This window comes from Rhodococcus sp. NPDC058532, assembly GCF_042719255.1.
GTDB lineage: Bacteria > Actinomycetota > Actinomycetes > Mycobacteriales > Mycobacteriaceae > Rhodococcus_G.
In genome coordinates, this window is sequence record NZ_JBHXNU010000002.1 from 243,567 (window position 1) to 266,730 (window position 23,164).

21 protein-coding genes are annotated in these 23,164 nt (G+C 70.9%); 20 read left to right on the forward strand and 1 reads right to left on the reverse strand.

Annotated elements, in window-relative coordinates:
• Positions 1–96: 96 nt before the first annotated feature.
• The 11 genes from ACFWQG_RS03835 to aroQ all read left to right on the forward strand — a co-directional run bounded on the left by ACFWQG_RS03835 (position 97) and on the right by aroQ (position 11,987).
• On the forward strand, positions 97–1,530 hold the full coding sequence (locus ACFWQG_RS03835) for a replication-associated recombination protein A (protein ID WP_378506255.1): 1,434 nt from the start codon (positions 97–99) through the stop codon (positions 1,528–1,530).
• Positions 1,531–1,602: 72 nt separating this feature from the next.
• A complete protein-coding gene (locus tag ACFWQG_RS03840; RefSeq protein ID WP_378506256.1) occupies positions 1,603–2,745 on the forward strand; it encodes a cytochrome P450 in 1,143 nt (380 codons plus the stop codon).
• A 116-nt stretch (positions 2,746–2,861) separates the two neighbouring features.
• Positions 2,862–5,528: an alanine--tRNA ligase gene (gene alaS / locus ACFWQG_RS03845; RefSeq protein ID WP_378506402.1), complete on the forward strand. Its 2,667-nt coding sequence runs from the start codon at positions 2,862–2,864 to the stop codon at positions 5,526–5,528.
• A complete protein-coding gene (ruvX, locus tag ACFWQG_RS03850) occupies positions 5,525–6,052 on the forward strand; it encodes a Holliday junction resolvase RuvX (RefSeq protein ID WP_378506257.1) in 528 nt (175 codons plus the stop codon). Before alaS ends, ruvX begins: the two co-directional genes overlap by 4 nt.
• Positions 6,049–7,278, forward strand: coding sequence for an endolytic transglycosylase MltG (gene mltG, locus ACFWQG_RS03855; protein WP_378506258.1), 1,230 nt, complete (start codon positions 6,049–6,051; stop codon positions 7,276–7,278). Before ruvX ends, mltG begins: the two co-directional genes overlap by 4 nt.
• The gene (locus ACFWQG_RS03860; protein ID WP_378506259.1) at positions 7,268–8,107 is read left to right on the forward strand and encodes a shikimate dehydrogenase; all 840 of its coding nucleotides are present in this window, start codon (positions 7,268–7,270) and stop codon (positions 8,105–8,107) included. Before mltG ends, ACFWQG_RS03860 begins: the two co-directional genes overlap by 11 nt.
• Positions 8,108–8,227: 120 nt before the next feature.
• Positions 8,228–8,659, forward strand: a complete 432-nt coding sequence (locus ACFWQG_RS03865; RefSeq protein ID WP_378506260.1) for a prepilin peptidase — start codon at positions 8,228–8,230, stop codon at positions 8,657–8,659.
• A 43-nt stretch (positions 8,660–8,702) separates the two neighbouring features.
• Complete coding sequence (gene aroC, locus ACFWQG_RS03870; RefSeq protein ID WP_378506403.1) at positions 8,703–9,890, forward strand: chorismate synthase; 1,188 nt, start codon at positions 8,703–8,705, stop codon at positions 9,888–9,890.
• The gene (locus ACFWQG_RS03875; RefSeq protein WP_378506261.1) at positions 9,887–10,459 is read left to right on the forward strand and encodes a shikimate kinase; all 573 of its coding nucleotides are present in this window, start codon (positions 9,887–9,889) and stop codon (positions 10,457–10,459) included. The genes aroC and ACFWQG_RS03875 overlap by 4 nt, the downstream gene beginning before the upstream one ends.
• Positions 10,456–11,565 (forward strand): 3-dehydroquinate synthase, encoded by a 1,110-nt coding sequence (gene aroB, locus ACFWQG_RS03880; RefSeq protein WP_378506262.1) that lies wholly within the window; start codon positions 10,456–10,458, stop codon positions 11,563–11,565. Before ACFWQG_RS03875 ends, aroB begins: the two co-directional genes overlap by 4 nt.
• Positions 11,562–11,987, forward strand: a complete 426-nt coding sequence (gene aroQ, locus ACFWQG_RS03885; protein WP_378506263.1) for a type II 3-dehydroquinate dehydratase — start codon at positions 11,562–11,564, stop codon at positions 11,985–11,987. Before aroB ends, aroQ begins: the two co-directional genes overlap by 4 nt.
• A gap of 93 nt (positions 11,988–12,080) precedes the next feature.
• On the opposite strand, the gene ACFWQG_RS03890 is transcribed toward aroQ, so the two are convergent.
• Entirely contained in the window at positions 12,081–12,719 is a 639-nt protein-coding gene (locus ACFWQG_RS03890) for a B-4DMT family transporter (protein WP_378506264.1), read from the reverse strand.
• Between the two features lie 123 nt (positions 12,720–12,842).
• On the opposite strand from ACFWQG_RS03890, the gene ACFWQG_RS03895 reads away from it, so the two are divergent.
• The 9 genes from ACFWQG_RS03895 to carB all read left to right on the forward strand — a co-directional run bounded on the left by ACFWQG_RS03895 (position 12,843) and on the right by carB (position 23,019).
• Positions 12,843–13,949, forward strand: a complete 1,107-nt coding sequence (locus ACFWQG_RS03895; protein ID WP_378506265.1) for an aminopeptidase P family protein — start codon at positions 12,843–12,845, stop codon at positions 13,947–13,949.
• 17 nt (positions 13,950–13,966) lie between these two features.
• Entirely contained in the window at positions 13,967–14,530 is a 564-nt protein-coding gene (efp, locus tag ACFWQG_RS03900) for an elongation factor P (protein WP_378506266.1), read from the forward strand.
• A 1-nt stretch (position 14,531) separates the two neighbouring features.
• Positions 14,532–15,032 (forward strand): transcription antitermination factor NusB, encoded by a 501-nt coding sequence (gene nusB / locus ACFWQG_RS03905; protein ID WP_378506267.1) that lies wholly within the window; start codon positions 14,532–14,534, stop codon positions 15,030–15,032.
• Between the two features lie 186 nt (positions 15,033–15,218).
• Positions 15,219–15,800 carry a bifunctional pyr operon transcriptional regulator/uracil phosphoribosyltransferase PyrR gene (gene pyrR / locus ACFWQG_RS03910; protein ID WP_378506268.1) on the forward strand — a complete coding sequence of 194 codons (582 nt, stop codon included), beginning with the start codon at positions 15,219–15,221 and terminating at the stop codon, positions 15,798–15,800.
• On the forward strand, positions 15,797–16,744 hold the full coding sequence (locus tag ACFWQG_RS03915; protein WP_378506269.1) for an aspartate carbamoyltransferase catalytic subunit: 948 nt from the start codon (positions 15,797–15,799) through the stop codon (positions 16,742–16,744). The genes pyrR and ACFWQG_RS03915 overlap by 4 nt, the downstream gene beginning before the upstream one ends.
• On the forward strand, positions 16,741–18,039 hold the full coding sequence (locus ACFWQG_RS03920) for a dihydroorotase (protein WP_378506270.1): 1,299 nt from the start codon (positions 16,741–16,743) through the stop codon (positions 18,037–18,039). Before ACFWQG_RS03915 ends, ACFWQG_RS03920 begins: the two co-directional genes overlap by 4 nt.
• On the forward strand, positions 18,039–18,524 hold the full coding sequence (locus tag ACFWQG_RS03925; protein WP_378506271.1) for a transporter: 486 nt from the start codon (positions 18,039–18,041) through the stop codon (positions 18,522–18,524). The genes ACFWQG_RS03920 and ACFWQG_RS03925 overlap by 1 nt, the downstream gene beginning before the upstream one ends.
• Positions 18,521–19,681, forward strand: coding sequence for a glutamine-hydrolyzing carbamoyl-phosphate synthase small subunit (gene carA / locus ACFWQG_RS03930; protein ID WP_378506272.1), 1,161 nt, complete (start codon positions 18,521–18,523; stop codon positions 19,679–19,681). The genes ACFWQG_RS03925 and carA overlap by 4 nt, the downstream gene beginning before the upstream one ends.
• A complete protein-coding gene (gene carB / locus ACFWQG_RS03935) occupies positions 19,681–23,019 on the forward strand; it encodes a carbamoyl-phosphate synthase large subunit (RefSeq protein WP_378506273.1) in 3,339 nt (1,112 codons plus the stop codon). The genes carA and carB overlap by 1 nt, the downstream gene beginning before the upstream one ends.
• Positions 23,020–23,164 lie beyond the last annotated feature (145 nt).

The following is a 23,164-nucleotide window of genomic DNA, read 5'->3' on the forward strand; positions in this document are numbered from 1 at the left end:
ATCGGTGGCGCTGGGTCCGAACCGATGTTCACGAAGAGTTCCGACGGCCGTCGCCCACCGGCCGCCGGGCCGGCCGGGCCCGGTAGGTTCGAGCACGTGAGCGATTGGCTGGGACCGTCCGACAGCGCGGCCGAGGAGAACGGTCTGTTCGAGGCGCCGGGCGCGGTGGACCGGGAACCCGCACCCGGCGGCGTCACCGGGGGTCTCGCGCCGACCCGCCCCGACGCGCCGCTGGCCGTCCGGATGCGCCCGGAGACCCTCGAGGAGGTGCTCGGCCAGGACCATCTCCTCGGGTCGGGTGCCCCGCTGCGCCGCCTCGTCGAGGGATCCGGCGCCGCCTCGGTGCTGCTGTACGGTCCGCCCGGCACCGGCAAGACGACCCTCGCGTCGCTGATCTCCCGGGCCACCGGACGCCGGTTCGAGGCGCTGTCCGCGCTGTCCGCCGGGGTCAAGGATGTGCGCGCCGTCATCGACCTGGCCCGCAGGCGACTCGCGGCGGGGACCTCGGGTCGTTCCGTGGGCTCCACTCCCGGCGAACAGACCGTGCTGTTCATCGACGAGGTACACCGCTTCTCCAAGACCCAGCAGGACGCGCTGCTCGCCGCCGTGGAGAACCGGATCGTGCTGCTCGTCGCCGCGACCACCGAGAACCCGTCGTTCTCCGTCGTCTCGCCGCTGCTGTCCCGGTCGCTGGTGCTGCAGCTGAAGTCGCTGACGGACGGGGACATTCGTGAACTTCTCGACCGTGCGGTGACCGATCCGCGGGGGTTCGGCGGTGCCGTCACGCTGGCGGACGAGGCGATCGACCACCTGGTCCGGCTTTCCGGCGGCGACGCGCGGCGGGCGCTGACCGCGCTCGAGGCGGCGGTCGAGGCCGTGCAGGACCGCGACGGTGGTGCCGTCGTCGACCTCGCCGCGGTCGAGGCAAGCGTCGACCGGGCCGCGGTCCGCTACGACCGGGACGGCGACCAGCATTACGACATCATCAGCGCGTTTATCAAGTCGCTGCGCGGATCCGACGTCGACGCCGCGCTGCACTACCTCGCACGGATGATCGTCGCGGGGGAGGACCCGCGGTTCATTGCCCGGCGGTTGATGATCCATGCCAGCGAGGATGTCGGGATGGCCGACCCGACGGCGCTGCAGACCGCGACCGCAGCCGCGCAGGTGGTGCAGCTCGTCGGGATGCCGGAGGCGCAGCTCGCGCTGGCGCAGGCCACCATCCACATCGCCACCGCGCCCAAGTCCGGTGCGGTCACCGCCGCGATCGGGGCCGCGATCGCCGACATCCGGGCGGGCAAGGTCGGGGCCGTTCCGCCGCACCTGCGGGACGGGCACTACGCGGGCGCGCAGCCCCTCGGCAATGCGGTCGGCTACCGGTACCCGCACGACACGTCCGACGGGGTGCTGGCGCAGCAGTACCCGCCGGACGACCTCGTCGGGGTCGACTACTACGACCCGACCACGCATGGCGCCGAGCGCGAGATCGGCGCGCGGGTCGGCAAATTGCGGCGTATCGTCCGCGGCTGACGCGCCTGTGCGTGCTGTGCACCCCGGTCGGGGTGCACAGCACGCACGGTTCGACGGACGAGGGGAGCCGCCATGACGGGCACTCGGGAACCGGACTGGCAGCCCCGGTCCGACGCGGTCCAATCCGACCAGCTCGCGTCCTACGACGCGATGCGGGCCCGGTGTCCGATCGCATACGACGGCAACGACAGCTGGACGGTATTCGGGCACGCGGACACCGTCGCGATCGCCGACGACCCCGGCACCTACTCGAACCAGGTGTCGCGGCACCTGCAGATCCCGAACGGTCTCGACGGCGAGCGGCACCGCAGCCTCCGGCGGATCGTGGACGGCTACTTCACCGGGGACCGGATCGCCGCGTTCGAGCTAAGGCTGCGGACCATCTGCGCCGGGCTGGTCTCGGCCCTGCCGCGGGGCGTCGATGTCGACGCGATGGCGGACCTGGCCGAGCCCTTCGCGAACGACGCGACCTGTGCGTTCATGGGCTGGCCGGACACGCTGCGTGCCCCGATGCGGGACTGGACGGAGAAGAACCGGCGCGCAACGCTCGCCGTGGATCGGGCCGCGATGGCGGCGATCGCGGTCGAGTTCGACGGTCACATCCGGGAACAGTTGGACCGGCGCAGGGGACGCCCCGCCGCCGACCCGACCGGGGAGTTGCTCACCGAACGCGTCGACGGCAGGCCCCTCACCGACGAGGAGATCGTCTCCATCATCCGGAACTGGACGGTGGCGGAACTGTCCACGATCGCGGCCAGCGCCGGTGTCGTCGCCGAGTTCCTCGCCCGACACCCGGACGTCCAGGCGGTGCTGCGCGCCGACCCGGCGCTGCTCGACGCCGCGACCGACGAGATCCAGCGGATCAACTCGCCGTTCGTGGCGAGCAGACGCCGGGTGACCCGGCCTGCCGACGTGGCGGGGACCCCGGTCAATGCCGGGGACCGGGTGTACGTGGTGTGGGCCTCGGCAAACCGCGACCCGCGGGTCTTCGGCGACCCCGACGAGTTCCGCCTCGACCGGGACCGGGCCGACAACCTGGTCTACGGTCGCGGCGTCCACTACTGTCCCGGCGCGCCGCTGGCGCGGCTGGAGTTGCGGGTGCTGTTCGAGGAACTGCTGGCGGCGACGACGGCGATCGCGCCGGGCGGCGGGGCGACCGTCACCGCGCGCTATCCGACCGGCGGGTTCACCCGGCTGTCCCTGCGTCTGCGGTGATCGCGCCACTGCCCGCGGAACTCGCCTGACACGGACGTTAAGCTTGTGAAGGGTCGATGTCGTCGTGCACGGCGACGGTCGACGGCAGATTCAGTTCAGACGCGAAGGGCAACCAGGTGCAGACCCACGAGATCCGCAGGCGATTCCTCGACCACTTCGTCACGGCGGGTCACACCGAGGTGGCCAGCGCCTCACTGATCTTCGACGACCCGAACCTGCTGTTCGTGAACGCGGGCATGGTGCAGTTCAAGCCGTACTTCCTCGGCCAGCAGACCCCGCCGTACTCGACCGCGACCAGCGTCCAGAAGTGCGTGCGTACCGGCGACATCGAGAACGTCGGCGTCACCACCCGGCACAACACCTTCTTCCAGATGGCCGGGAACTTCTCCTTCGGCGACTACTTCAAGGAAGGTGCGATCACCCTCGCCTGGGAGCTGATCACGAAGCCGCAGGAGGAGGGCGGCTACGGCTTCGATCCCGAGCGCATCTGGGTGACCGCGTACAACCAGGATCCGGAGGCGGCCGAGATCTGGCGGCGCGTAGCCGGGATGCCCGAGGAGCGGATCCAGTTCCGTGACGGCGAGGACAACTACTGGGATATGGGCGTGCCGGGCCCGGGTGGGCCGTGCTCGGAGATCTACTACGACCGTGGACCTGAATACGGCAAGGAGGGCGGGCCCGTCGTGGACGAGGACCGCTACATCGAGATCTGGAACCTGGTCTTCATGCAGGACGTGCGGGGTGAGCTCAGCCCGAAGAAGGGGCACCCCCCGGTCGGTGTGCTGCCGAAGAAGAACATCGACACCGGCATGGGCGTCGAGCGGGTCGCGTTCCTGCTGCAGGACGTCGACAATGTCTACGAGACCGACCTGGTGCGCCCCGTCATCACCAAGGCGGAGGAGCTGACCGGGCGCGGGTACGGCACCGACCCCGAATCCGACGTCCGGTTCCGGGTCATCGCCGACCACGCCCGCACCGCGGTGATGCTGATCGCGGACGGCGTCAACCCCGGCAACGAGGGCCGCGGCTACGTGCTGCGCCGACTGCTGCGCCGCATCGTCCGCTCCGCGAAGCTGCTCGGCGCGGACCAGCCCAGCATGAGCGAGTTCGTCACCGTCGTCCGGGACACGATGGCCCCGTCGTACCCGGTCCTCGAGACCGACTTCGACCGCATCCTCGGCGTCGCGGTCGGCGAGGAGACCGCGTTCCTGCGGACCCTGGCGTCCGGCTCGAAGATGTTCGAGGCGGAGGCAGACGAGATCAAGTCGTCGGGCAAGAAGGTCTTCGGCGGCAGCGAGGCGTTCGTCCTGCACGACACCTACGGGTTCCCGATCGACCTGACGCTCGAGATGGCGTCCGAGGCGGGCCTGTCCGTCGACGAGGACGGCTTCCGGTCGCTGATGGCTGAGCAGCGCAAGCGCGCGAAGGAGGACGCCCAGTCCCGCAAGCACGCGCACGCCGACCTGAGCATCTACAAGGAGTTCGTCGACCGCGGCGAGACCGAGTTCACCGGCTTCGCGGAACTGGCAACGGAGGCAACGGTTCTCGCACTGATCTCCGGTGGCGTTCGGGTGCCGACGGCGACCGCGGGGCAGGAGGTCGAGGTGATCCTCGACCGCACCCCGCTGTACGCCGAGTCCGGCGGCCAGATCGCCGACATCGGTGTCCTCACCGGCCCCGGCATGCGGGTGCGGGTCCGGGACGTGCAGAAGATCGCGAAGAAGCTGTGGGTGCACAAGGTCACCGTCGAGGACGGGCAGATCACCGAGGGTGATGCGATCCTCGCGCAGGTCGACCCGTCCTGGCGGTCCGGTGCCACCCAGGGCCACTCCGGCACGCACATGGTGCACGCCGCGCTGCGGCAGGTGCTCGGCCCGAACACCACCCAGAAGGGGTCGTTGAACAAGCCCGGCTACCTGCGATTCGACTTCGCCGCGCAGAACCAGCTGACGGCGCAGCAGCTCGCCGACATCGAGGCCGTCGCCAACGAGGCGGTCGCCGCGAACCACCCCGTCAACACGTTCGTCACCGATCTCGACAGGGCCAAGTCGATGGGCGCGATGGCGCTGTTCGGCGAGAACTACGGCGACGAGGTGCGGGTCGTGGAGATCGGCGGCCCGTTCTCGATGGAACTGTGCGGCGGCACCCACGTGCAGGCGTCGGCGCAGATCGGCCAGATCACCATTCTCGGTGAGTCGTCCGTCGGCTCCGGAGCCCGCCGCGTCGAGGCGTTCGTCGGCCTCGACTCGTACCGCTACCTCGCCAAGGAGCGGGCCCTGCTCGCCGGTGTCGCGACCGCGCTGAAGGTGCCCTCCGAGGAGGTGCCCGGCCGCATCGAGCAGCTCGTCGAGCGGCTCAAGGTCGCGGAGAAGGAACTCGAGGCAACCAAGGCGGCGGCGGTGCTCGCGTCGGCGGCCGGATTCGTCGAGAAGGCCGAGCGGATCGGTGGGCTGCTGCTGGTGGCCGCGCAGGCGCCGGACGGGGTGTCCGGCGGGGACCTGCGCACCCTCGCCACCGACATCCGGGGCCGCTTCGGCACCGAGGCCGCGGTCGTCGTGCTGCTCGGTGCCACCGACGGCAAGGTGCCGTTTGTCGTCACCGCCAGCAAGGCGGCCCTCGACCTCGGCGTCAAGTCCGGCGACCTGGTCGGCGCGTTCGGCCCGCTGATCGGCGGCCGCGGCGGCGGCAAGCCGGAGATGGCGCAGGGATCCGGCGCCGACCCGTCCGGCATCCCGGCCGCCCTCGCCGCGGTCCGCGCCCGCGTCACCGAGATCGCCGGGTGAGTTCGGGCCCGCCACCGGCGGCTGACCAGCCCGGTGCGGACGACCCCGGTAGGGGGCGGCGCATTGCCATCGACGTGGGCAGCGTCCGGATCGGGGTCGCGGCGAGCGACCCCGACGGCATTCTCGCCACGCCGGTCGAGACCGTTGCCCGGGCCAAGAGCAGGGCGGACACCTCCGACCTGACGCGCCTGGTCGCGATAGTCGAGGAGTACGAGGCGGTGGAGGTTATCGTCGGTCTGCCGCAGACCCTGCGCGGGGAGCGCGGCGCCGCCGCCGGTCTCGCCGTGGCGTTCGCGGATCGGCTCCGGGACCGGATCGCCCCGATCCCGGTCCGGATGACCGACGAACGCTTCACGACGGTCACCGCGTCGCGGGCCCTGCGGGAGAGCGGGGTCAAGGCGAAGGGGCAGCGGTCGGTGATCGACCAGGCCGCGGCCGTCGCGATCCTGCAGGGATGGCTCGATCAGCGAAGCGCGGTGCTGCGGTCGGCGCACACCGCGGACGTGTCGACGGAGGAGGAGTGATCGACGAGCATCGGCAGTACCAGAGCCGTGCGGAGGCCCGCCGAGCCAGGGAGGCAAGGGAATCCGCCGTGTCCCGCCGCAAACGCGGCCGTACGGTGGGGGTTGTCGCCGCCGCGGTCGCCGGCGTCGGCGTGCTCGCGGGTGGTGGCTACCTCGCGCTGGGTCTGCTCGGGGACGACGCCCCCGCCGACTACGCGGCGGGGGACGCCGGACCGGAGGTGGTCGTCGAGGTGCGCCCCGGCGACACCGCGACCGAGATCGGCGCGCAGATGGTCGAGAAGGACGTCGTCGCCAGCAGCGCCGCGTTCTACACCGCCGCCGTGCAGAACGCGTCGATGAACTCGCTGCAGCCCGGGTACTACCACCTGGAATCCCGGTTGCCCGCCGCCACCGCGGTCAGCACTCTGGTCGACCCGTCGTCGCGGGTCGGGTCGCTGGTGATCTCCGAGGGCAGGCAACTGCACGACACCACGGACGTGAAGACCGGCGCAACCAAGCGGGGCATCTACACCCTGATCTCCGAGGCCAGCTGCCTGCCCGCGGCGTCGGGTGCGCTGGACTGCGTCAGCGTCGAGGAACTCGACGCGGCAGGCGCGGGACCCGACCTCGCCGCGCTCGGGGTTCCCGACTGGGCGGCCGCGCGGGTCCAGGGGGTGCCCGACCGCACCCGCCAGCTCGAGGGGCTCATCGCCGCGGGCAGCTGGGACTTCGACCCGGGCGCCGACGCCACCGAGATCCTCCGTGGACTGGTCAGCGGAAGCGCCGCCAAGTACGAGGCGACGGGCATCACGTCCGCGGGCGCCAGCATCGGGCTGGACGGGTATCAGGTGCTGATCGCCGCATCCCTCGTCGAACGGGAGGCCCTGCCCGCCGATTTCGGCAAGGTCGCGCGGGTCATCATCAACCGGCTCGCGGTTCCGCAGCGCCTCGAGTTCGACTCGACCGTCAACTACGCCCTCGACACCACGGAGCTGGCGACCACCGACGCCGACAGGGCGACGGTCACGCCGTGGAACACCTACGCGATGGAGGGGCTGCCCGCAACACCGATCTCGTCGCCGAGCATCAAGGCCGTGCAGGCGGTCGAGACCGCGCCGCCCGGCGACTGGCTGTACTTCGTCACCATCGACGACAGGGGCACCACCCTGTTCACCAAGAGCTACGCCGAGCACCTCGAGAACAGCAAGAAGGCTGTGCAGAGCGGGATTCTGAGCAGTGGACGCTGACCACACGAGCGGGCCGCGGCGGGCGGCCGTCCTTGGGAAGCCGATCGAACACTCCCGGTCCCCGCAGCTGCACCTCGCGGCGTACCGGGCGCTCGGCCTCACCGACTGGACCTATGAGCGCATCGAATGCACCGGCGAGCAGCTGCCCGGCCTCGTCGACGGACTCGGACCCGAATGGGTCGGGCTGTCGGTGACGATGCCCGGCAAGGTCGCCGCCCTCGGGTATGCGGTCGAGCGGACCGAGCGGGCCGTGCAGGTCGGGTCGGCGAACACGCTGGTCCGGATAGACGGAGGCTGGCGCGCCGACTGCACCGACGTCGACGGTGTCGCCGGTGCGCTCGCCGAGGTCGGGGTGGTGGACCTCGCCGGTGCGAGCGCCGTGCTGATCGGTGCGGGCGGCACCTCACGCCCGGCCCTGCGCGCGCTCGCCGACCTCGGTGTCGCGGAGGTGTCCGTCGTCGCCCGGTCCGCGGACCGCGCCGCCGACACCCTGGCCTGCGCGGGCACGATGGGGCTGCGGGCCCGCCATCAGGGCTTCGAGCAGGTCGCGCTGGCCGCCGCGTGCCGGGACGCCGCGGTCGTGATCAGCACCGTCCCCGCCGACGCCGTCGCGCCGTACGCGTCCGCGGTCGCGCACGCGCCGGTGGTCTTCGACGCCATCTACGACCCCTGGCCGACGCCGCTCGCGTCGGCGGTGCTGGCGGCGGGTGGCACCGTCGTCGACGGGCTGCGGATGCTGCTGAACCAGGCGTTCGGGCAGGTCGAGCAGTTCACCGGGCGGCAGGCGCCGCGAGCCGCGATGGCCGCAGCGCTCCGCGCCCGTGCGTGATCTTCACCCGCATTGGGGTAAAAATCACGCACGGTCGGCGGCGCCGAATTCATCCACAGGACGGCGATAGCCCCAGGTCGCCGGTCGGGGAGGACTGACGGCGCGTGCGACGCTGCCCGGATGGGGGACATCGGGGGACTACTACCGCTCGCGGCCTGGTGCGGCTGGCTCGGACTGATCGACCTGCGGACGCGGCGGCTGCCGAACCTGCTGACGCTGCCGGGGGCTGCGGCGATCCTCGCGGTCGCCGCCGCGACCGGCGGGCTGCGCCAGGCCCTCGTCGGCGCCGCCCTGCTCGGGGGCGGGTACCTGCTGATGCGCCTCGCCGCCCCCACCTCGATGGGCGGCGGGGACGTCAAACTCGCGGTCGGGCTCGGCGCCGCCACCGGGATGGGCGGGGCGCAGGTGTGGCTGGCGGCGGCGGTCGGGGCGTTCGCGCTCACCGCCGCAGCCGGGGTGACGCTGCGCATCGCCGGGCGGGGCGGGGCGAGTCTGCCGCACGGACCGTCGATGTGCGCGGCCTCGCTCGTGGCGCTCGCCGTCCTCGCGTGACCGGTGTGACGAGCGGGAACAGTCCCGTGGAATGATGGGCGGCGTGCTGCGCTGGATAACTGCCGGAGAATCCCACGGACCCGCCCTCGTCGCGATGCTCGACGGCATGGTCGCCGGGGTCGAGGTCACCTCGGACGAGATCGCTTCCCAATTGGCCCGCCGCCGCCTCGGTTACGGGCGCGGCGCCCGGATGAGCTTCGAGAAGGACGTCGTCACCGTCGTCGGCGGCGTCCGGCACGGCCGCACCATGGGCGGACCGATCGCCGTCGAGGTCGCCAACAGTGAATGGCCCAAGTGGGAGACCGTGATGGCCTCCGACCCGGTCGACGAGGCGCTCCTCAAGGACCTGGCCCGCAACGCGCCGCTGACCCGTCCGCGGCCCGGCCACGCCGACTTCTCCGGGATGCTCAAGTACGGATTCGACGACGCCCGTCCCGTGCTCGAACGGGCCAGCGCCAGGGAGACCGCGGCCCGGGTCGCCGCGGGCACCATCGCCCGCAACTTCCTGCGCCAGGTGTTCGGTGTCGAGGTGCTCTCGCATGTCATCTCCATCGGCGCGTCCGAACCCTACGTCGGCCCCGGGCCGCGGCCCGACGATCTCGATGCCGTCGATGCCAGCCCGGTGCGCGCCTTCGACAAGGCAGCCGAGGAGTCGATGATCACCGAGATCGAGGCCGCGAAGAAGGACGGCGACACCCTCGGCGGTGTCGTCGAGGTGATCGTCGAAGGCCTGCCCGTCGGGCTCGGCTCATTCATCAGCGGCGAGAACCGCCTCGACGCACGACTGGCCGCCGCTCTCATGGGAATTCAGGCGATCAAGGGTGTCGAGGTCGGGGACGGCTTCGAGACCGCCCGCCGCCGCGGAAGTGCCGCGCACGACGAGATGACGCCCGGCCCCGACGGGGTGCTGCGCTCGACCAACCGGGCGGGTGGCCTCGAGGGCGGCATGACCAACGGCGAGGCGCTGCGGGTGCGTGCCGCGATGAAGCCGATCTCCACCGTTCCGCGCGCGCTGGCCACCGTCGACATGGCCACCGGCGAGGAAGCGGTCGCGATCCACCAGCGCAGCGACGTGTGTGCGGTCCCCGCGGCCGGTGTCGTCGCGGAGTCCATGGTCGCGCTCGTCGTCGCGCAGGCGGCGCTGGAGAAGTTCGGTGGCGACTCCGTCGCCGAGACCCAGCGCAACGTCGAGGGCTACCTCGCGGCCGTGCGGGAGCGGCTGGCGAGGTGAGCCCGCGCGCGGTCCTGATCGGGCCGCCCGGTGCCGGGAAGTCGACCATCGGGAGGCGGCTGGCCCGGGCGCTCGACCTCGACGTCTACGACACCGACGTGGCAATCGAGCAGGAGACCGGCCGGACCATCCCGGCGATCTTCGCCGAGGACGGCGAGGCGGGGTTCCGGACAATCGAGGAGGACGTCGTCCGCCGCGCCCTCGGGGAGCAGGACGGCATCGTCTCCCTCGGCGGCGGCGCGATCCTCTCCGACACCACCCGGCGCAGGCTGGCCGGGCACACCGTCGTCTACCTCGAGATCAGCGTCGCCGAGGGCCTCAAACGGACCGGCGCCAACACCGGTCGCCCGCTGCTCACCGGCGGCGACCCGCGACAGAAGTACCGCGATCTGATGCGCCGCCGCCGACCCCTCTACCGGGAGGTCGCGACCATTCGGTTGCGCACCGACGGGCGCAGCCCCGCCCGGGTCGTCGAGCAGTTGCTCGCGAAGCTTGACCCGACGAAGACCGACCCGGCGCCGCTCGACCCGCGGCCCGGTGACACGCAGAAGGAAGAAGGCAGGCAGTGACCGAACCCGTACGCGTCCAGGTCGAGACGGCCAACCCGTATCCGGTGATCATCGGCCGCGGTCTGCTCGACGACATCGTCGGCGAACTTGCGGGCATCCGGACCGTCGCGATCATCCACCAGCCGACGCTGCTGCAGACCGCGGACGTGCTCAAGGCGGCGCTCGCCGCGAAGGGGATCGACGCGCACAGCATCGAGATCCCGGACGCCGAGGACGGCAAGGATCTCGCGGTCGCCGGATTCTGCTGGGAGGTGCTCGGCCGGATCGGCCTGACCCGCAGCGACGCGGTGGTCAGCCTCGGCGGCGGCGCGGCAACCGACCTCGCCGGGTTCGTCGCGGCGACCTGGATGCGCGGGGTGAAGGTCGTGCACGTGCCGACCACGTTGCTGGCGATGGTCGATGCCGCGGTCGGCGGCAAGACCGGCATCAACACCGACGCGGGGAAGAACCTCGTCGGGTCGTTCCATGAACCGTCCGCCGTCCTGATCGACCTCGCGACCCTGGAAACGGTGCCGCGCAACGAGATCGTCGCCGGCATGGCCGAGGTGATCAAGACCGGCTTCATTGCCGACCCGGTGATCCTCGACCTGATCGAGGCGGACCCGGAGGCCGCCCTCGACCCGACCGGGGAGGTCCTGCCCGAACTGATCCGCCGCTCCGTCGAGGTGAAGGCGACGGTCGTCGCCGCGGACCTCAAGGAGTCGAGCCTGCGGGAGATCCTCAACTACGGGCACACCCTCGGCCACGCGATCGAGCGGCGCGAGAAGTACCGCTGGCGGCACGGTGCCGCGGTGTCCGTCGGGCTGGTCTTCGCCGCCGAACTCGGTCGGCTCGCGGGCCGCCTCGACGATGCCACCGCCGATCGGCACAAGTCGATCCTCGAGTCGATCGGGCTGCCCACCGGCTACGACGCGGACGCCTTCGCCGACCTGATGAAGGGCATGCAGACCGACAAGAAGAACCGCGCGGGCATGTTGCGGTTCGTGGTCCTGGACGGCCTGGCGAAGCCGAGCCGACTGGAGGGCCCGGACCCGACGCTGCTCGCCGCGGCCTACTCCGCGATCTCCCGTGACCCGGGCGCGACCGCCGGTACGGTACTGCTGTGACGATCCAGATCATCAACGGGCCGAACCTGGGGCGGCTCGGACGCCGTCAGCCCGAGGTGTACGGCGCGACCACACACGCCGACCTGGTGGCCCTGTGCGACCGCACCGCCGCGGAACTCGGTGTGCAGGTGCAGGTCCGGCAGTCCGATCACGAGGGCGAGCTGCTCGGCTGGATCCACGACGCCGCGGACGCGGGGGAGCCGGTGATCCTCAATGCGGGTGGTCTGACGCACACCTCGGTGGTCCTGCGGGATGCCTGCGCGGAGCTGACCGCGGGGCTCGTCGAGGTGCACATCTCGAACGTGCACGCCCGCGAGGAGTTCCGGCAGCATTCGTACCTGAGCCCGCTCGCGACCGCTGTCATCGTCGGTGCCGGGGTGCAGGGCTACGCTCTCGCGATGCGGTTCCTCGCCGAGCGCTGACCATCGGCGGCCGCGCCGCCCCGGGAAGCCGGAACTGTGAGTGATTTTCACCCCGACCGGGGTGAAAATCACTCACGGGCAGCGGAGCTGCATTCAGTCCTTCGGCGGCTGGACCGCGCGGAACACCTCGGTGGGGGCGTCGTCGGCGGGACCGGTGTCGTCGGAGGGTTCGGAGTAGGGGCCCTCGGCGAACCCGTACGATCCACCGTCCTCCTCGTGTGACCACTGCTCGGTCGTCTCGGGGTCACCCGCGATTGCTGCCGCCACCGGGACCGGCGCGGCGACCGCGGCCTGCTTGTCCGCCTTGTTCGCGTCCCGATGCGCGAGGAACCGCCCGACCGCGACCGCGAGCATCGCGGGAACGAACACCAGCAGCAGGGTGAAGGCGGCGCCGGAGGTCAGTTCGAAGAACAGCGGGTTCTCGCCGAGCGCGATGTCGGACACCGCGCCGATCAGCCAGCACACCGCACCCGAGAGCAGGCCGGCGACGGCGCCCGCCTTGAGCCAGGTCATCGTCAGGTCCGCCTCCTCCCGCTCGGACGGATGCGCGCGGGCGTCACGGATGCCGTCGACTCCCGCCCACAACAGTGCCGCGAGGACGACGACGATGATGCCGAGCCAGCGCATCAGCGACCCGTGCAGGGGCCACGCGGTGATGGCGATTCCGAGCACGACACGGGTGATGACGTGGACGAATGTCATGCCGAGACCGCGAACAATCCAGGGTTTCATGCGGACAGCGTAACGAGCGTCACGTCGGGGCTGTGACCCAACCGACACCGCCGGCCGCGGATACTCGGCCAATCGGACGGCGACCGCGCCCGACCGGGCGGGTCACTGTCGTACGTTGGACCCATGTTCACTGCCGATCACGGCGCACGCCGCGCCGCCCTGCGCCGACTGCTCGCCGAGCATGACCTCGACGTCCTGCTGGTCACCGACCTGCTCAACATCCGCTACCTCACCGGATTCACCGGGTCGAACGCGGCGCTGATCGTCGACGCGGGCGACGGCCCGGACACTGAGGACCGGACGGTCATCTGCACCGACGGCCGCTACGTCACCCAGGTCGGTGCGCAGGTGCCGGACCTGCGGGCGGTGATCGACCGGTCGAGCGCGGCGGCCCTGGTCGGGCGGCTCGCGGACCGTGCGGGCGTGCGGGTGGGGTTCGAGAGTCATGTGGTGACGGTCGACGCGCTGGCCGCGTGGCGGTCCGCGGCGCCGGACCTTGCCCTGACCCGTGCCCCGCGACTGGTGGAGCGGCTGCGGGAGGTCAAGGACGAGCACGAGGTCGGTCTGCTCCGGCGGGCTTGTGCGGCTGCGGATCTGGCGCTGGCCGTGCTGATCGAGCGGGGCGGGCTGCGGCCGGGCCGGACCGAGCGGGAGGTCGGGCGGGACCTTGAGTTCCTGATGCTCGAGCACGGCGGCGACGGCGTCTCGTTCGAGACGATCGTGGCGGCGGGCGCGAACTCGGCGATCCCGCATCACCGGCCGACGGACGCGGTGTTGGCGTCCGGGGACTTCGTCAAGCTCGACTTCGGAGCCACCGTCGCCGGCTACCACTCCGATATGACCCGCACCTATGTGCTCGGGTCGGCTGCGGCCTGGCAGCGGGACGTGTACGACCTGGTGCTGCGGTCGCAGGCGGCGGGGCGGGCGGCGCTGGCACCCGGGGTCGCGGTCGGCGAGGTGGACGCGGCGTCCCGTTCGGTGATCGAGGACGCGGGTCACGGCGACCTGTTCCTGCACGGTCTCGGGCACGGTGTCGGCCTGGAGATCCATGAAGCGCCGGGGATCGGGAAGGGCGGCACCGGTACACTGCTAGCCGGTGCTGCGGTGACCGTCGAGCCGGGGGTGTACTTCTCCGGGCGCGGAGGCGTCCGGATCGAGGACACCCTCGTGGTCCGCGAGCAGGGGCCCGAGCTCCTCACGCTCACCAGCAAGGATTTGACAATCGTCTAAAAGGAGACGCGAAGCCAGTGGCGGACACCAGTGATTTCAAGAACGGGCTCGTACTGAAGATCGAGGGCCAGCTCTGGCAGATCGTCGAGTTCCAGCACGTCAAGCCGGGCAAGGGTCCCGCGTTCGTGCGGACGAAGCTGAAGAATGTGCTCTCGGGCAAGAACGTGGACAAGACGTTCAACGCCGGGGTGAAGGTCGAGACCGCGACCGTCGACCGCCGCGACATGACGTACCTGTACCACGACGGCAGCGACTACGTCTTCATGGACGGCGACACCTACGACCAGATCTCCATCCCGGAGGCCACCGTCGGGGACGGCCACCGCTTCCTGCTGGAGAACATGCAGGTCCAGGTCGCCACGCACGAGGATGCCCCGCTGTTCGTGGAGCTGCCGGTCACCGTCGAGCTGCTGGTCCAGCACACCGATCCGGGCCTGCAGGGTGACCGCTCCACCGGCGGCACCAAGCCCGCGACCCTGGAGACCGGCGCCGAGGTGCAGGTCCCGCTGTTCATCAACACCGGTGACAAGCTGAAGATCGACTCGCGTGACGGCAACTACCTGGGCCGCGTGAACTCGTAGCGTGTCCGGTAGCCAGAAGAAGCTCGGGGCCAGGCACAAGGCCCGCAAGCGTGCCGTCGACTTCCTGTTTGAGGCGGAGGCGCGTGACCTCGACCCGGTGAACCTTGCGGATGAGCGGGTCGAGCTGTCCAGCAGGGACGACACCGTCGCGCCGGTGAACCCGTACACGGTCACGGTGGTGACCGGTGTCGCGGAGAACCTGGACCGGCTGGACCGGGTGATCGCCGACCATCTGCAGGACTGGACGCTCGACCGGCTGCCCGCCGTCGACCGGGCCATCCTGCGGATCGCGGTGTGGGAACTGTTCCACGCCACGGACGTGCCGCCGGTCGTCGCGGTCGACGAGGCCGTCGAACTTGCGAAGGAACTGTCCACCGACGAGTCGCCCGCGTTCGTCAACGGCATCCTCGGGCAGGTCGTCCTCGTCGCGCCCCAGGTGCGGGCCGCCGCCGCCGCGACCGCGCAGTCTCAGCAGCAGGCCGCGGAGTCGTCCGACGACTGACTCGCCGCCACGGGTGAAGGGCACCCTCGACCGGTTGGACCGGGCGAGGGTGCCCTTCACCCGTATCCGGGCTGTGGTCAGGCCCACGTCGCGCGGGTGCGGGTGACGGGTGCCCGCGCTGCTAGGCTGAGCGGCGTCAGACATCCTTTAACGATCCGTCCCGAGAGGCGGAGAAGGAGGTCCAGCTTGTCGAACACACCCACCGGTAGGGAGTTGCTCTCCGCTGCCGACGTCGGTCGCACGGTCGCCCGGATCGCGCACCAGATCATCGAGAAGACCGCGCTGGACGCGGAGAACGATCCACCCCGTGTGGTGTTGATCGGTATCCCGACCCGCGGCACCACCCTCGCCCACCGCCTCGCCGCGAAGATCGAGGAATTCTCCGGCATCCGGCCCCCCGTCGGATCCCTGGACATCACCCTCTACCGCGACGACCTGCGGACCAAGCCGCACCGCCCGCTCGAGCGGACCTCGGTGCCGGACGGCGGGGTCGACAGCGCGCTGGTGATCCTCGTCGACGACGTCCTGTTCTCGGGCCGCTCGGTGCGGTCGGCGCTGGACGCGCTGCGGGACCTCGGCAGGCCCCGTGCCGTGCAGCTGGCGGTCCTCGTCGACCGCGGCCACCGGGAGCTTCCGCTGCGCGCGGACTACGTCGGTAAGAACGTCCCCACCGCGCGCAGCGAGGACGTCCAGGTGCTGCTGGTCGAGCACGACGGCGTCGACGCCGTGACGCTCAGCAGCGGAGAGAACGAGGGAACCGCCCAGTGAAGCATCTGCTCTCGGTCACCGACCTGACCGCGGAGTCGGCCACCGCACTGCTCGACGAGGCCGAACGATTCCAGCAGGCGCTGCTCGGCCGCGAGGTCCGCAAGCTGCCGACCCTGCGCGGGCGCACCGTGATGACCGTCTTCTTCGAGAACTCGACCCGCACCCGCGTCTCCTTCGAGGTCGCCGGGAAGTGGATGAGCGCGGACGTGATCAACGTCAGCGCGTCGAGTTCATCGGTGAGCAAGGGCGAGTCGCTGCGGGACACCGCGCTGACCCTGCACGCCGCTGGCGCGGACGCGCTGATCGTGCGGCATCCCGCGTCGGGCGCCGCGCACCGGATCGCCGAGTGGACCGGCGACGGTAACGGCGGCGGGCCCGCCGTCATCAACGCGGGCGACGGCACCCACGAGCATCCGACGCAGGCGTTGCTGGATGCGCTCACCCTGCGGCAGCGGCTCGGCGACATCGCGGGCAAACGGATCGCGATCGTCGGCGACATCCTGCACAGTCGGGTCGCGCGGTCCAACGCGTTCCTGCTGTCGATGCTCGGCGCGGAGGTGGTGCTGGTCGCGCCCCCGACGCTGCTGCCGGTGGGGGTGTCGAGCTGGCCGGTCACCGTCTCGCATTCGATCGACGCCGAACTGCCGGGCCTGGACGCGGTGCTGATGCTGCGGGTGCAGGCGGAGCGGATGAACGGCGGGTTCTTCCCGTCGCCGCGCGAGTACTCGATCACCTACGGCCTCAACGAGAGGCGCCTCGCGCTGCTGCCGGAGCATGCGGTGGTGCTGCACCCGGGGCCGATGCTGCGCGGTATGGAGATCGCGTCCGCCGTTGCCGATTCACCGAAAACTGCTGTGCTGCAGCAGGTCACGAATGGAGTTCACATCCGCATGGCTGTCCTGTTCGGGTTGTTGGTCGGTACCGGGGAAGGGGTGGCGCTGTGAGCGGCGGCGAGGTGCTGATCACCGGAACGCGGATCTACGGCGAGGGTGACCCGGTCGACGTGCTGATCCGCGGCGGCGAGATCGCCGAGATCGGGGCGGGACTCGCCGCGGCGGACGACGCCACCGTGATCGACGCCGCGGGCCAGATCCTGCTGCCCGGCTTCGTCGACCTGCACACCCACCTGCGGGAACCTGGCCGCGAGGACACCGAGACCATCGAAACCGGCTCCGCGGCAGCGGCTCTCGGTGGATTCACCGCGGTCTTCGCGATGGCCAACACCAGCCCGGTCGCCGACTCGGTGGTCATCACCGACCACGTGTGGCGCCGCGGCCAGGAGGTCGGGCTCGTCGACGTGCACCCGGTCGGGGCGGTCACCGTCGGGCTGGCGGGCAAGCAGCTCGCCGAGATGGCGACGATGGCCGCCGGCGTCGGGCAGGTCAAGCTGTTCTCCGACGACGGCCACTGCGTTGACGACCCGCTGGTCATGCGCCGCGCCCTGGAATACTCCAGCGCGCTCGGTGTGCTGATCGCGCAGCACGCGGAGGAGCCGCGGTTGACCGTCGGCGCCGTCGCCCACGAGGGCCCGACCGCCGCCCGGCTCGGGCTCGGTGGCTGGCCGCGGGCGGCGGAGGAGTCGATCGTCGCCCGCGACGCCCTCCTTGCCCGCGACGCCGGAGCCCGCGTGCACATCTGCCACGCCTCCACCGCAGGCACCGTCGAACTGCTGAAGTGGGCCAAGGGGCAGGGCATCTCGATCACCGCCGAGGTCACCCCGCATCACCTGCTGCTCGACGACTCCCGGCTGGAGACCTACGACGGGGTGAACCGGGTGAACCCGCCGCTGCGGGAACGTTCCGACGTGGAGGCGCTGCGCGCGGCGCTGGCCGACGGCACGATCGACTGCGTCGGCACCGACCACGCCCCGCACGCCGAGCAGGACAAGTGCTGCGAGTTCTCGCAGGCCCGCCCCGGCATGCTCGGGTTGGAGACGGCGCTGGCGATCATCGCGCAGACCATGGTCGAGCCCGGGCTGCTGGACTGGCGCGGCGTCGCGAAGGTGATGAGCGAGCGGCCCGCGGAGATCGTCGGGCTGCCCGACCAGGGCCGCCCGATCGCGGTCGGCGAGCCGGCAAACCTGACGCTGGTCGACCCGGCCCGGGAGTGGACGGTCCGCGGACCCGAGCTCGCGTCGATCGCGAACAACACCCCCTACGAGGCGATGACCTTCGGTGCGAAGGTCACCACCACCCTGCTGCGGGGCACGCCGACGGTGCTCGAGGGGCGGGTGCGGTGATGGACCGGGTCCTGATCACCGCCGGCTTCGCGGCCCTGTGGGTGGTGCTGGTTGCGTTGATGTTCTGGGGCTGGCGGGGCCGGGCGAAGCGGCAGCGGGAGCGCGTCGGCGACCTGCCCGCCGTCCCCGCCGAGCGGGGGGCGCAGCTGATCCCGCCGAGCACCGGACTGTATGTGGGCAGCACCCTCGCCCCGAGTTGGCAGGACCGGATCGCGGTCGGCGACCTCGGCCACCGGGCCACCGGCGAACTGAGCCGCCACGAGCTGGGTGTGCTGCTCGAACGCGACGGGGCGTCGCCGATCTGGATCCCGCAGGAGTCGATCCGCGCGATCCGGACCGAACGCGGGCTCGCGGGCAAGGTCATGAGCAAGGACGGGGTCCTGGTGATCCGGTGGGAGCTGCCCACCGGAACGGAGATCGACACCGGATTCCGTGGAGACGACAAGAGCGTGTACCCGACCTGGGTGGATGGAGAGAAAGAGTGAGCATCGTGAAGTCAGGGCCCGCGGCCCTCGTCCTGGAGGACGGCCGGATCTTCCGCGGCGTCGAGTTCGGCGCCACCGGGCAGACCCTGGGTGAGGCGGTGTTCTCCACCGGCATGACCGGCTACCAGGAGACCCTGACCGACCCCAGCTACCACCGCCAGATCGTGGTGGCCACCGCCCCGCAGATCGGCAACACCGGCTGGAACGACGAGGACAACGAGTCCGTCGGCCCGACCGGAAAGTCGTCGGAGTCGCGAATCTGGGTGGCCGGTTTCGTGGTCCGTGATCCGTCGCGCCGCACGTCGAGCTGGCGGGCCACCGGGTCGCTGCAGGATGAGCTGGAGCGGCAGGGCGTCGTCGGCATCGCAGGCATCGACACCCGCGCCCTGGTCCGGCACCTGCGCACCCGCGGATCGATGCGCGCCGGCGTGTTCTCCGGCGCCGCGCTCGCCGACGACGCCAGCATGCTCGCCGCGGTGCAGGGGCAGCCCGCGATGCTCGGCGCTGACCTGGCCGGTGAGGTGTCCACCAGCAGCGGCTACGTCGTCGAGCCGGTCGGCGGCAAGGCCCGCTTCACGGTCGCCGCGATCGACCTCGGCATCAAGACCAACACGCCGCGGATGTTCGCGCAGCGCGGGATCCGGGTGCATGTGCTGCCCTCGACCGCGAGCCTCGAGCAGATCCTCGACCTGAACGCGGACGGCGTGTTCCTGTCCAACGGCCCCGGCGACCCGGCGACCGCGGACGGCGCGGTGCACCTGACGAAGGAGGTCCTCGGCCAGGGTCTGCCGCTGTTCGGCATCTGCTTCGGCAACCAGATCCTCGGTCGCGCCCTCGGCCTGGACACCTACAAGATGAAGTTCGGGCACCGCGGCATCAACATCCCGGTGGTCGAGCACGGCACCGGCCGGATCGCGATCACCGCGCAGAACCACGGGTTCGCGCTCGAGGGCGAAGCGGGCCAGGAGTTCGACACCCCGTTCGGTCGCGCCCAGGTCTCCCACACCTGCGCCAACGACGGTGCCGTCGAGGGCGTCCGCCTGCTCGACGACTCCGCGTTCTCCGTGCAGTACCACCCGGAGGCCGCGGCGGGCCCGCACGACGCCGCCTACCTGTTCGACCGTTTCACCAGCCTGCTCGAGGGAGCCAAGAAGTAATGCCGAAGCGCACAGATCTCAAGCACATCCTGGTGATCGGTTCCGGTCCGATCGTCATCGGCCAGGCCTGCGAGTTCGACTACTCCGGCACCCAGGCGTGCCGCGTGCTCCGGGAGGAGGGCCTGCGGGTCTCGCTGGTCAACTCCAACCCGGCCACGATCATGACCGACCCGGAGTTCGCCGACTCCACCTACGTCGAGCCGATCACCGCGGAGTTCGTCGAGAAGGTCTTCGCCCGCGAGGCCGCGAAGGGCACCCCGATCGACGCCGTCCTGGCGACCCTCGGCGGCCAGACCGCACTGAACACCGCCGTCGCGCTGCACGAGCAGGGCCTGCTCACCAAGTACGGCGTCGAGCTGATCGGCGCCGACTTCGACGCCATCCAGCGGGGCGAGGACCGGCAGAAGTTCAAGGACATCGTCACCAAGTGCGGCGGCGAGTCGGCGCGCTCGCGGGTGTGCTTCACGATGGACGAGGTGAAGGACACCGTCGCCGAGCTCGGCTACCCGGTCGTGGTGCGGCCGTCGTTCACGATGGGCGGCCTCGGGTCCGGGATGGCCTACGACGAGACCGACCTGGAGCGGATCGCCGGCGGCGGCCTCGCCGCGTCGCCGACGGCGAACGTCCTGATCGAGGAGTCCATCCTCGGCTGGAAGGAGTACGAGCTCGAGCTGATGCGCGACGGCCGCGACAACGTGGTCATCGTCTGCTCGATCGAGAACGTCGACCCGGTCGGCGTGCACACCGGTGACTCGGTCACCGTCGCGCCCGCGATGACGCTCACCGACCGCGAATACCAGGAGATGCGTGACCTCTCCATCGCGATCCTGCGCGAGGTCGGCGTCGACACCGGCGGCTGCAACATCCAGTTCGCGATGGACCCGAAGGATGGCCGCCTGGTCGTCATCGAGATGAACCCGCGGGTGTCCCGCTCGTCGGCGCTGGCGTCGAAGGCGACCGGCTACCCGATCGCGAAGATGGCCGCCAAGCTGGCGATCGGCTACACCCTCGACGAGATCGTCAACGACATCACGAAGGAGACGCCGGCCTGCTTCGAGCCGACGCTCGACTACGTCGTCGTCAAGGCGCCGCGGTTCGCGTTCGAGAAGTTCCCGGGCGCCGACGGCACCCTGACCACCACGATGAAGTCCGTCGGTGAGGCCATGTCCATCGGCCGCAACTTCACCGAGGCGTTCGGCAAGGTGATGCGCTCGCTGGAGACCAAGCGGGCGGGCTGGTGGACCGGCCCCGAGGTGGAGGGGGACGACCTCGACGCGCTGCTCGAGGAGCTGAAGGTCCCGCACGACGGCCGCATGTACGGCATCGCGAAGGCGTTCGCGCTCGGTGCGACCGTCGAGCAGCTGTTCGACGCCACCGCGATCGACCCGTGGTTCCTCGACCAGTTCGAGCAGATCCACGAGCTGGGCGAGCACCTGCGTGCCGCCGAGCACCTCGACGAGGTGACGCTGCGGCAGGCCAAGTACCACGGCCTGTCGGATCGGCAGATCGCCGCGCTGCGGCCCGAGTTCGGCGACCACCGGGTGGGGGAGGACGCGGTCCGCGCGCTGCGCGACGAGCTGAGCATCCACCCGGTGTACAAGACCGTCGACACCTGCGCCGCCGAGTTCGAGGCCAAGACGCCGTACCACTACTCGACGTACGAGCTCGATCCGAACGCCGAGACCGAGGTCGCCGAGCAGCGGGAGAAGCAGAAGGTGCTGATCCTCGGCTCCGGTCCGAACCGCATCGGTCAGGGCATCGAGTTCGACTACTCGTGCGTGCACGCGGCGCTGACCCTGTCCGAGGCCGGGTACGAGACGGTGATGGTCAACTGCAACCCGGAGACCGTCTCCACCGACTACGACACCGCCGACCGGCTGTACTTCGAGCCGCTGACCTTCGAGGACGTGCTCGAGGTGTACCGCGCGGAGTCGGCGTCGGGCACCGTCGCCGGCGTCATCGTGCAGCTCGGCGGTCAGACGCCGCTGGGTCTGGCGCGGCGGCTGAAGGAGGCCGGTGTCCCGATCGTCGGCACCAGCCCCGAGGCCATCGACCTGGCCGAGGACCGCGGCGAGTTCGGCCGCGTCCTCACCGAGGCCGGGCTGCCCGCGCCGAAGTTCGGCACCGCCACCACCTTCGACGGCGCCCGGGACATCGCGTCCGGGATCGGCTACCCGGTGCTGGTGCGGCCGTCCTACGTGCTCGGCGGGCGCGGCATGGAGATCGTGTACGACGAGAAGTCGCTGCAGGACTACATCGCCCGCGCCACCGAGATCTCCGACGACCGGCCCGTGCTGGTCGACCGGTTCCTCGAGGACGCCGTCGAGATCGACGTCGACGCGCTGTGCGACGGCACCGAGGTGTACCTCGGCGGCGTGATGGAGCACATCGAGGAGGCGGGCATCCACTCCGGTGACTCCGCCTGCGCGTTGCCGCCGATCACCCTCGGCCGGGCCGACCTGGAGAACGTGCGCCGCTCCACCGAGGCGCTCGCGAAGGGCATCGGCGTCAAGGGCCTGCTCAACGTGCAGTACGCGCTCAAGGACGACATCCTCTACGTCCTTGAGGCGAACCCGCGGGCGTCCCGCACGGTGCCGTTCGTGTCGAAGGCGACCGCGGTGCAGCTGGCGAAGGCGTGCGCGCGGGTGATGCTCGGTGAGTCGATCGCCGAGCTGCGCAGCAAGGGCATTCTGCCCGCGAGCGGGGACGGCGGCGAGACGCCGGCGACCGCGCCGATCGCGGTCAAGGAGGCGGTGCTGCCGTTCAACCGGTTCCGCCGCGCCGACGGCACCGGCGTCGACACCCTGCTCAGCCCGGAGATGAAGTCCACCGGCGAGGTGATGGGCATCGACAAGGACTTCGGCACCGCGTTCGCGAAGAGCCAGACCGCGTCGTACGGATCGCTGCCCACCTCCGGCACCGTCTTCGTCTCCGTCGCGAACAAGGACAAGCGGTCGCTGATCTTCCCGGTCAAGCGGCTCGCGGACCTCGGCTTCGCGATCCTCGCGACCGCGGGCACCGCGGACGTGCTGCGCCGCAACGGCATCGTCTGCGAGCAGGTGCACAAGCAGTCCGGTGAGGAGCTCGACGAGGGCGCCGTCACCATCGTCGACCGGATCCGGGCCGGCGAGGTCGACATGGTGATCAACACGCCGTACGGGAACTCCGGACCGCGTGTCGACGGCTACGAGATCCGGAGCGCGGCCGTGTCGGCGACGATCCCGTGCATCACCACCGTGCAGGGCGCGTCGGCCGCGGTCCAGGGCATCGAGGCCGCGATCCGCGGCGACATCGGGGTCCAGTCGCTGCAGGACCTGCACGCGACGTTGCGCGGATGAGCACCGAGGCCGCTGGGCTCATGAGCACCGACAGTTGGGGCTCACGGGTCCGGGACCCAGGCCAGAGGCGGGGGAGGGTTTGTGTTTGCACCGACCCTCCCCCACAGCCGCTTTGGGCCCTGGGTTTTCCGGAGGACACGGACAG